Raw genomic sequence first — 10,126 nt, forward strand, 5'->3', positions numbered from 1 at the left:
AAACAGAATTTCCAAGTAAAAAACCGCTATTCGTGTATTTGTGACTGCCGTATCGTGCTGTTGGTAATTGGATGTTAAAAAGGTTGGTAAACAATTATTTATTCCCGCCCTCTCTTATATCAATTACTATAAGACAAGGGATTTAGTTCCCCCGCATCGGGCAGGCGATCGGGGTGTGAGAGCCCTAGGGGGTGAAACCCAACGAAACGCGCTCCTCCTGTGTCTATTATTTCTGACACCGCCGCGCGAGCGAAAGCTAGTTAAAAGCACCGAACCCAAGCGTGCAGAACTCATCTTTACGCTGGATTCGTCAGACTATAGAAGAAGCCAGCAGTTGCTTGCTGCCGTGTCTGGGCGCAATCTTGACCAAGCTTTACAGCCAACCCAGAAGCGCACAGCCTTCTGTGTCCAACTCTATATAGCTGTGCAAAAACTCGACCTTTTGGGTCGTAACCGCAGCCTGTGAAAACCCAGAGGAAAGTCGAGTTCGGTACTCGAAGCAGCTATTTTGGTGGAAAATAGCTAAACTCGTTCAACAAAATCCACTCAACTACCCCTTTGAATCTAAGGGTGTAGAATTATCTAACACGAATTATGAAAGCAAGTAATAGCCGTCAATTTTCTTCAGTAGCTGCTCGAACTCTCAAAGTAGTGGGGATTATCTTGATTCTCTCTGCTTTGCTTGACTGCATTGTTCTGTCGCTGCCGGGAGAAACTTCAGACCTTCTCAATCGAGGCTGGCAGTTGACTGCAGCAACTCAGATAGTTGACAAGGGCATTATTCCTTTGATCGGTATCGCCCTCCTGATGACTGGCTTTTGGGTGGACAGCAGCAGTGGAGTCTCTATTGAGCGACGCAATGTTTGGCTGGACTTGCGATTCTGGGCCCTGTTGATTTCCAGCTTGTTAGGTCTAGTTTACCTATCTCTGGTTCCCGTTCACCTCAACAATACTCGTTTGGAACTCAAGGATGCTCTGACTCAAGTCGATCAAGAAGCGGGACAAGCGGAAGGTCAACTTGAGGCACAACTTAAAAGCCCTCAATTTAAAGCTCAGGTAGAACAGCTCAAAAGCCAGCGTCGCAGCCAGATAGGGGCGCTGCTGCAAGACGACGGGAAGCTGCAACAAGCACTCAAGAGTCCAGAGGTTCCCAAGGAATTGAAAGCTGTGCTTGAGGAGTCGAAAAATGACCCGAAAGCCCTCGACAAGTTCCTGGAACAGCAAGCTCAATCACTTCCCACTCAAGCTCGCAACGAGATTCGCACCCGCAAGCAACAAAAAGAGAAAGAGTTAAGAACTCGATCGAGAAATTCGAGTTTGCAGACGGGAATCACCAGTTTGCTGTTAGCGATCGGCTACATTACTGTCGGTTGGACGGGATTGAGAAGTATGGGAATTCTGCGGTTCGGCCGCCGCAAAAATTGACCAGCGCTGGCAGGGATCGCGCTGGTCGAGACATCCCTGAGAAATAGTTTGTTTACCAAATAGTTTGCCCTTACTGAAAGCTGGGAATGTTCTCAATTTATATTCTGACTTACAACGAAGAGATTGATATCGCCGCTTGCATTGAATCGGCACTGCTTTGTGACGATATCATTGTAGTTGATTCTTTCAGCACCGATCGCACCCTTGAGATTGTTCAGAACTATGCCGTGCAAACAGTGCAGCACCCCTTTGAAACTCACGGACGCCAGCGGACTTGGATGCTCCAAGAAGTCCCGTGCAAGTACGAATGGGTTTACATCCTCGAAGCTGACGAGCGGATGACGCCTGCACTGTTTGCTGAATGCTTAAAGGCGATCGAAAGTCAAGAATATATCGGCTATTACGTAGCTGAAAAAGTAATATTTATGGAACGCTGGATTCGCCGCAGCACTCAATATCCGCGCTATCAAATGCGCCTCTTTCGCAAAGACCGAGTGTGGTTTACTGACTACGGTCACACTGAACGCGAAGTCTGCAACGGTCCTACTCACTTTTTGAAGGAAACTTACCCTCACTATACTTGCAGCAAAGGTCTTTCCCGCTGGATTGAAAAGCACAACCGCTACTCGACTGACGAGGCGGCTGAAACTCTCCGCCAATTAGAAGCAGGTCAAGTAAATTGGTGGGGTTTATTGTTTGGCGCGTCGGAGGTGGAAAGGCGCCGCGCTTTGAAAGATTTTTCTTTGCGCTTGCCTTTGCGGCCTGTGGTGCGCTTTTTCTATATGTATATTTTACTGGGCGGATTTCTTGACGGCCAAGCGGGATTGGCTTGGTGCACGCTGCAAGCTTTTTATGAATATCTAATTTTGCTAAAAGTTTGGGAAATGAAGCATCTACCACTGCCAAAGTTAGAGGTAGCTGCAGAACAATCTCTTTCGGAAGTAGTAACAGTTGAGCAGTCAAAAGTTTCTTATAATCTTGGCGCTTCCGATACTCGAAATTAAAAATTGGTAATGGTTCAGTTGACAGTTGACAGTTGACAGTTGACAGTTGACAGTTGACCGCACGCGGGGCGACCTCTACCTGGAAGTCCGAGGATTGGAGTAATGAGTAGTCTTCTTTTAATTTCTCCCGATCAGGCTTGGGGCTTTAAACCAATTCTTTCTGGTAATTGGTAATGGGTAACTGGTAATCAGTAATTGGGAATTAGTATTACATCCGTTACATCCGAAGAAAGCCAATCCGTTGCAGAACTTCCTTCTTTCGCCACAACAACAAAACAAAAAAAAACCGGTTTCTTGGAGAAACCGGGTTTCGGAATAGCTTCAAAGTTTTAGGTTTAATAAAGTTTTGATTCTTCCTAACTCAAAACTCTCAGACTCACAACTTAAAACTGTTGAGATTTTGCTGTTGTTTTTGCCCGATCGAGCTTTAAGATCAAGACCCCCAAAGGTGGCAAACACAAGTCGATCGAATAAGCACTGTTGTGGAACCACCACTCCTCAGTCCACTTGCCCCCCAAATTCCCCATATTGCTACCGCCGTATTCCCGCGCGTCGCTGTTAAACAACTCCGTATAGAAACCTGGTTCCGGCACTCCTACGCGATAGTGAGAGTGCGGCTGCGGCGTAAAATTGCACACCGTCACCACAAACTCGTCGCCATCCTTCTCTCGGCGCACAAATGCCACGACACTGTGTCGGTTGTCACTGCAATCAATCCACTCAAACCCATCCTCAGCAAAATCTTGACTGTAAAGTGCCGTTTCGCTGCGGTACAAATTGTTCAAATCTTTAAAAAACAGCTTCAACTTTTGGTGCGGCTCGAATTGCAGCAAACGCCACTCCAAATCCCCCCAAACGTTCCACTCTTGCCACTGGCCGAACTCCATCCCCATAAAGATCGTTTTCTTTCCGGGATGAGCAAACATAAAAGTAAACAAACACCGCACGTTTGCAAACTTTTGCCATTCGTCCCCTGGCATTTTCCCGATGATGTGGGCTTTGCCGTGGACTACCTCATCGTGGGACAAAGCCAGCATGAAATTCTCGCTGTGGTTGTACCACATACTGAAAGTTATGTTGTTCTGGTGGAACTGGCGGAACCACGGGTCCATGTGGTAATAGTCGAGCATATCGTGCATCCAACCCATGTTCCACTTCAGGTTGAAACCCAAACCCCCTACATAGGTCGGCCAAGATACCATCGGCCAAGAGGTAGATTCTTCGGCGATCGACAGCGCCCCTGGGAAATAGCTAAAAATGACGTGATTCGCCTGACGCAGAAAATCTGCCGCCTCGATATTTTCCCTGCCCCCGTACTGGTTGGTCAGCCATTCTCCAGGTTCGCGACAGTAATCCAAATAAAGCATCGAGGCTACGGCATCTACGCGAATCCCGTCGATGTGGTACTTGTCAAACCAGAACAGAGCGTTTGATACTAGGAAATTCCGCACTTCGTTGCGGCCGTAGTTAAATACTAGGGTTCCCCACTCTTTGTGTTCGCCCTTGCGGGAGTCGGCGTGTTCGTACAAGTGAGTTCCGTCAAAGAAAGCCAAGCCGTGGCCGTCTTTGGGAAAATGTCCTGGTACCCAGTCCACCAGTACGCCAATACCGTTGGCGTGACACTGGTCAACAAAATACATGAAATCTTCAGGTGTGCCGTAGCGGGAGGTTGGGGCAAAATAACCGGTGACTTGATAGCCCCAAGAACCGTCGAAAGGATGTTCGGCGATGGGCAGCATTTCGATGTGAGTGAATCCCAAATCTTTGACGTAGGGTATCAGCCGATCGGCTAATTCCCGGTAAGTCAGAAAGCGCGCCCCAGGATTGAGTTCCGAAACCTGCACGGCGGGTTGTATTTCCCCATTTGGTAGCACGGCGGGTTCGTCAGTAGCCGCGTGCAGCCAAGAACCGATGTGGCATTCGTAAACCGAAATCGGCTGCGTCAGTGGGTCTGTGTGCCGCCGCTTTTCGATCCAAGCGCTGTCGTGCCAAGTGTAGGTGTCTAAGTCGGTGACAATTGATGCTGTTTTAGGCCGCACTTCTTGCTGGAAACCGTAAGGATCGGACTTTTCGTAGGGATGTCCGTCTTGGTTTTTCACTTCGTATTTGTAGGAAGTTCCCACGGATAGTCCCGGAATAAATAATTCCCAGATGCCGTTTTGCGACTTCCGCATTTGATGTTTGCGGCCGTCCCAATAGTTAAAATCTCCTAAAACAGAGACGTTGCGGGCATTCGGAGCCCAAACGGCAAAATATACTCCTGTGATGCCGCCTACTTCGGTGAGGTGCGCCCCGAGTTTTTCATAAATGCGGTGGTGATTGCCTTCTGAGAATAGGTGCTGGTCGAATTCTGTGAGTTTGGGTGATCGAAAGGCGTAGGGATCGTAGATGAAGCGCTCATGTTCCCCTTCTTTGACCCGCAATTGATAGTTTGCTAGTTCTGGGGTGTCGATCGTACATTCAAAAAAGTGAGGGTGATGTTCTGATTTCATCGGGTATTCGGCCCTGGCCTCCGGCAAAACTACGGATACCGCATCCGCATTCGGCAGATAAGCTCGGACGACCCAGACTTTTTTGCCATTTTCTTCGATCGCGTGAGGGCCTAGCACTTCAAATGGATCGTGGTGCTGATTCCAAACAATTCGGTCAATCTGTTCAAAGGGGACGGTCGCGGGCATAAAACTACTTACCTCAATCTTTTAACTAAATGGCTTTCAAAACCTAGAGCGGCGCTGCACTTTACATTTGGATACATTTTTGATCGCTGATCCTACCACTGATTAGCATGATCTTGACTGCTGCAGCTCCAGCGCGCGCCCTTGCACACACGGCAGGCTGTTGCCTTGCCGGCGGCAGAGCTGGGGTTTTGCTGCTAACATCTAAGTATAGAAATATTAAAACAAATTGAAAAATTTATATTTTTCTGAAATATCCTTGACTTATTATTTAATATGTGATACGAAAAATTTTCAAACTATTGTTGATTTGCCGCGGCAGGAGGGTCAATCCTGTAAGTGTGGGACAGCAGTTAATAGTTTACCTGGAATTTTCAGGTAGGGAGGATAGCCTGATCGAGCGACTTTCAGATTCTGGAGGCTGGGTTTCCCCACAAAGTCCGTGAATTTGGGCAATACGCTCAAACAGCCAAGGATGCTTAACTCGGTATTGAGGAATCAAAGCTAAAGCACTGAGCATGGCGACAGCAGCAAGCAATATCTGCCATCCTTAAGGAATTGCCTACCAAACTAGCACCATCCTACCAGCGACGGTGCAATAGGTTTAAAGCAGCACTGAGGCGCAACTGGAGCGAGTTTTGCCGAGGCAGGGTTAATACCGAACTGGTGCGGCGCCAATTGAATCACTAAACTTGCTCAAAACAGACGGCTCGATGTGCTGGACCGCACAGACGCGAAACTCGTAGTCAACAAATCGAGTAGCAATGCCGATGCTGTCATCGAGCCAGTTTTCGACGAGAATCCAAGTCTCTGCTTGCTTTCCTCTCGTCTGTGGGAACAGTTGCGGGGAAGGCAAGGGAGACTGGATAGAGTGCAAAATTTGCGTCGAATCTCGCTTGCCTCCGGTGGATATTCAGTTGAGGCAGCAGTGGCAATGTCCTCAAACATCCTGTCACAGGTTTGAGTTTCAAGACCTGCAGGCCGGGAGTCATTCGATTTGAGATTTGAGATTTGAGATTTGAGTTTGACACCACGGATAAATCCGGGGGCTTGAGGATGCAAGGATTTTGGATTTGGGATTGATTCCACGGATAAATCACGTGGCGGGTACCATCAAGAAATTATTGGTCAAATTTTCTAGTTGAAAGGGAATGTTTTTGTAACGCAGCGAACCAGCGGACTTTGCTGCGGTAACGGGACGTACTGAACTTTAGTAGTAAAAGCATCAGACAATCACTACCACCCAACTTGAGACCTAGACCGATGAGATGAAAAAATGCGAGGAGCGAACCATTTTTCACCCCGAGGCTAGGCTCGTTGGGCACCGACTCGGACAGAGCCCTTGTTAGGGCTTTTTAGGAGTAGGGGCAGGGCTAGTAGTGGGAGTGGCCTTTGGAGATGGAGAAGAAGCAGCAGGAGGAGTAGTAGTAGTAGTGCCAGGTCCGCCCGGAGAAGGGCTGGTGGGGCTGGTGGTCTCACCTCCGCAGGCGCCGAGGGCTGCTGCCAAGCCCACTACCAAAGTCAAACGAATTAATCCCTTGTTCATAAAAACTCCTTAACATTGAAAACCCATCGCAAGGAAGGGAATAGTGTACTTGAGAAACAATGCTGGCACGAATAGCTCAACGATTCGCTCGTTGATTACAATACTGCATTTATTAATAAATTTCACATAGATTATCGCTAACCAGCAAAGATTTCTTTTTTTTGGCAAATCCTGAAGTCAAAGAGACCAGTGGTAGGATGGGTTGGTTGGCTTGTGAGGTATCCTTGGTAAGGATAACCGATCGAACGCAGATAGCCACCACTGGCGATCTCGGAGACCAAAAACTTTTAACCTCAATCAAGCTGAAGCTACCCCACTTTACGTATTGGTGAACTCTATGACCGCTGCTATCAGATCCCCCGATTCTCCCCGCTCCCGATCGACCCGCAAGCCCGCTGCTGGCGCTGCCAAAAGCAAAGTTACTTCTATTGCCAAAGCTAGGCGGGCGAAGACAGGGCCGGTATTGCCCAACTACTCGCCAGCAGATGAACAGGCTCAGACTCGATCGTCCGCATCAGTGCTGAAAGTCTTGCCCAATCGCCAGCAGCAGCCAGTGTGGTTACGATCGCTCCTGCAGGCACAGCGCGCCTCCTCAGTGGTAGCGCTTATGCTTTTGGGCGGTGCTCTGAGTCTCTACGGCTTGACAGTTTACGGCGAGCAGCGCTGGAGTCAGGAGTATCAAAAACTGGAAACTCTGCGCCTCCGGGAACAGCAATTGAGTGCTTCTAGCGAAGTCTTGAAACACCAACTTGCTAAAGAAGCCCAAAATTCCGAAACGGGTTTGGTTCCACAGAATCCTGGGGACACGATTTTCTTGCAGCCAGCCCCTGAAACTCGATCGCCCCTTGCGGCACCAAATTCTGAGCCCGCTCTCAAGAGTCGAGCCGGTGTGGAAACACCGCTGGGCTATTAAACCTGTGTCAAAGCGGAGAGCGCCCGAGGACCTGAGTGTCCGAGGGCTTGAGAATTGGAGGATCTAATTTCCTTTTTGACTTTTTTGCAAGTCGCGATCGATTTTCTGCTTCCCGCCGTAAGTTACAGATTAAAAATAATTAAGACCACTTCAAAAAATAGAATGCAAGTGTAGGTGATCCAAACCCTGATAGGGAATGCTCATTCCTAAGTCGTAAATTTTATCTTTTAAGATTTAAGTTATAAATTCTAAATTCTAAATTCTAAAACGCTCTAACTTGCTATTGAATTTTTAATGCCATGAGCTACGACCCCCGTTTTGACCGCTACAGATCGCCGAATTTTAAACGCAAAAAACAGGCGGGCGATTCCCTACGGGATAGCTTCGCCGCGCGTACTGGGTGGGAAAAACCAGCCAAACCTAGATCTTCCGGCAGTTTCGGCCGATCGCCACAACAGACGGCTGCATCTTGGGGGCGACCGGTGGAGCGTTTAAAGCGCAGCAAGTTCCGTTTGTGGGCGGTGTGGGCGGTGTTGATGCTGGGGGGGCTGGGGCTGGCTGTGAATTTGTTTTATTTGCAGGTGACGCGAGCTCCGGCGCTGCGTAAACAAGCTCTTCAGCAGCAAACTCTCAAAACGAAGCCGTTTGTACCGAGACGCCCGATAATTGACCGCGCAGGAAATGTTTTGGCGATCGACAGACAGGTGTACACGCTCTACGCTCACCCGAAGTTATTTAACCACTCGAAGGCGGAAATTGCTGCTAAGTTGGCTCCGATGCTGGCGATCGAACTGACTCCGGGCACTACGTCGGAAACTGAACTGATACGCAGGTTTAATCTTGCTGAAAGCGGTATTACAATTGCGGAGTCTCTGCCTCAAGAGGTTGCCGATCGCGTCGCTGGGATGCAAATTAAAGAGAGTCTGGTCGATGGCTTGGAGTTGCTGCGGCAGCAGCAGCGTTTTTACCCCCAGCAGGAGTTGGCGGCGGATATCCTCGGTTATGTGGACGGGGAACGGAAGGGACAAGCCGGGGTGGAATACAGCCAGCAGAATTTGTTGGAACGATCGATGCCGTCGATTCAGTTTAGCAGGTCGAGCAATGGGAATTGGGTTCCCGATCGACTGACGGCGGGATTTGTGCAGCTTGATGACTTGAAATTGCAATTGACGATCGACAGTCGCTTGCAGCGGGCTGCCCGAAGTGCCCTCAAGGAAAAAATGAAGCAACACGATGCGAAGCGGGGCACAGTGATTGTGATGGATGCCCGTAACGGGGAATTGCTGTCAGTTGTGGCGGAACCTTCTTATGACCCGAATCAATATTTTAATTTCGATTTGTCGCGCTATAAAAATTGGGCTGTCACTGATGTTTATGAGCCTGGTTCGACTTTTAAAGCGATTAATGTGGCGATCGCTCTGGAAGCGGGTGCGGTGAAACCTAATACTGTGTTTAACGATGAAGGTCGGATTTATATGAATCCCTGGACTATCCAAAATTCCGATTACCAAAGAGCAGGCGCACGCGGGCCTTCGACTGTTACTGAGATTTTGAAACATTCTAGTAATGTGGGGATGGTGCACATCATGAGAACCATGAAACCTTCTCTTTACTATCAAGCTTTAGAAAAACTCGGACTCGGACAAACTGCGGGAACTGATTTGCCTTTTGAAGTAAGCAGTCAACTTAAAAATCGAGAGCAATTTATTAACTCTCCGGTGGAAGTTGCTACTACGGCCTTTGGGCAAGGTTTTTCGATTACTCCGATGCAGTTGGTGCAGCTTAACGGCGCTTTGGCTAATGGTGGCAAGTTAGTGACTCCTCACGTTGTGCGGGGACTTTTTGATAGGGAAGGTGAAGCTTATTGGAAGCTTCCGAGGGCGGTTCCAAAGCAGGTTTTTTCGCCGGAAACTACTAAGCAGGTGTTAGAAATGATGGAAACTGTGGTTGATGGTGGTACGGGGAAAGCTGCACAAATTCCTGGGTATCGGATTGCTGGAAAAACAGGCACGGCTCAAAAAGCTAATGCTGGTGGGGGTTATTCTAAGAACGCGATTATTACTAGCTTTGTGGGGATAATGCCTGTGGAGGCTCCTCGGTATGTGGTGCTGGCGGTGATTGATGAGCCTAATCAGGGTTCTTCGGGGGGTACGGTGGCGGCTCCGATTGTGGAGTCGGTGATGGAGGCGCTGATTTCTATTGAGAAGATTGCGCCGAGTAAGAAGTAGTTGATTATATCTGAGATGTGGCGTCAGAAATTGACATCGAATATAACGATCGACAACAAGGCGATGGAGGACACGGCAAGGCCGTTTCCCTACCCCCAACATAATTCATCGGGTGATCGGATGTAAGCATCGCCCAATTTGTAGGAAAACGGCACTGCCGTGTCCAGATTTCGGGTAATATCGTTTTCCCTGACGCACCCTACATCAGTGACTCAGGAATGAAAAATAAATAAGTTGATTAGTTATCGGTTATAATGTAAAAAGTGTGAGATTACAATTTTTACCAAAACAGAGATCAACTCACAACGGATTTTTCTACTTAACTATTCTAATTT

The 10,126-nt window shown here is 48.4% G+C and carries 8 protein-coding genes; 5 read left to right on the forward strand and 3 right to left on the reverse strand.

Features of this window, described 5'->3' with window-relative positions:
- Positions 1 to 594 precede the first annotated feature (594 nt).
- The gene (gene hpsJ-B, locus QUA03_RS04440) at positions 595 to 1,425 is read left to right on the forward strand and encodes a hormogonium polysaccharide biosynthesis protein HpsJ (protein WP_333210026.1); all 831 of its coding nucleotides are present in this window, start codon (positions 595 to 597) and stop codon (positions 1,423 to 1,425) included.
- Positions 1,426 to 1,511: 86 nt separating this feature from the next.
- Entirely contained in the window at positions 1,512 to 2,429 is a 918-nt protein-coding gene (locus QUA03_RS04445; RefSeq protein ID WP_333210028.1) for a glycosyltransferase family 2 protein, read from the forward strand.
- A gap of 383 nt (positions 2,430 to 2,812) precedes the next feature.
- Here the strand turns inward: QUA03_RS04445 and glgB are convergent, their stop codons facing one another.
- Both glgB and QUA03_RS04455 read right to left on the reverse strand, forming a co-directional pair.
- Entirely contained in the window at positions 2,813 to 5,107 is a 2,295-nt protein-coding gene (glgB, locus tag QUA03_RS04450; protein WP_333210030.1) for a 1,4-alpha-glucan branching enzyme, read from the reverse strand.
- Positions 5,108 to 5,465: 358 nt separating this feature from the next.
- The gene (locus QUA03_RS04455; protein WP_333210032.1) at positions 5,466 to 5,642 is read right to left on the reverse strand and encodes a hypothetical protein; all 177 of its coding nucleotides are present in this window, start codon (positions 5,640 to 5,642) and stop codon (positions 5,466 to 5,468) included.
- Between the two features lie 177 nt (positions 5,643 to 5,819).
- Here QUA03_RS04455 and QUA03_RS04460 point away from each other — a divergent pair, with 177 nt between their 5' ends.
- The gene (locus tag QUA03_RS04460) at positions 5,820 to 6,068 is read left to right on the forward strand and encodes a hypothetical protein (RefSeq protein WP_333210034.1); all 249 of its coding nucleotides are present in this window, start codon (positions 5,820 to 5,822) and stop codon (positions 6,066 to 6,068) included.
- A 381-nt stretch (positions 6,069 to 6,449) separates the two neighbouring features.
- On the opposite strand, the gene QUA03_RS04465 is transcribed toward QUA03_RS04460, so the two are convergent.
- The gene (locus QUA03_RS04465; protein WP_333210036.1) at positions 6,450 to 6,650 is read right to left on the reverse strand and encodes a serine protease; all 201 of its coding nucleotides are present in this window, start codon (positions 6,648 to 6,650) and stop codon (positions 6,450 to 6,452) included.
- Between the two features lie 337 nt (positions 6,651 to 6,987).
- Here QUA03_RS04465 and QUA03_RS04470 point away from each other — a divergent pair, with 337 nt between their 5' ends.
- Both QUA03_RS04470 and QUA03_RS04475 read left to right on the forward strand, forming a co-directional pair.
- Complete coding sequence (locus QUA03_RS04470; RefSeq protein ID WP_333210038.1) at positions 6,988 to 7,563, forward strand: hypothetical protein; 576 nt, start codon at positions 6,988 to 6,990, stop codon at positions 7,561 to 7,563.
- A 299-nt stretch (positions 7,564 to 7,862) separates the two neighbouring features.
- Positions 7,863 to 9,791 (forward strand): penicillin-binding protein 2, encoded by a 1,929-nt coding sequence (locus tag QUA03_RS04475; protein ID WP_333210040.1) that lies wholly within the window; start codon positions 7,863 to 7,865, stop codon positions 9,789 to 9,791.
- The last annotated feature ends 335 nt before the right edge of the window (positions 9,792 to 10,126 follow it).

This window comes from Microcoleus sp. S36b_A4, assembly GCF_036700645.1.
Classification (GTDB): domain Bacteria; phylum Cyanobacteriota; class Cyanobacteriia; order Cyanobacteriales; family Microcoleaceae; genus Microcoleus.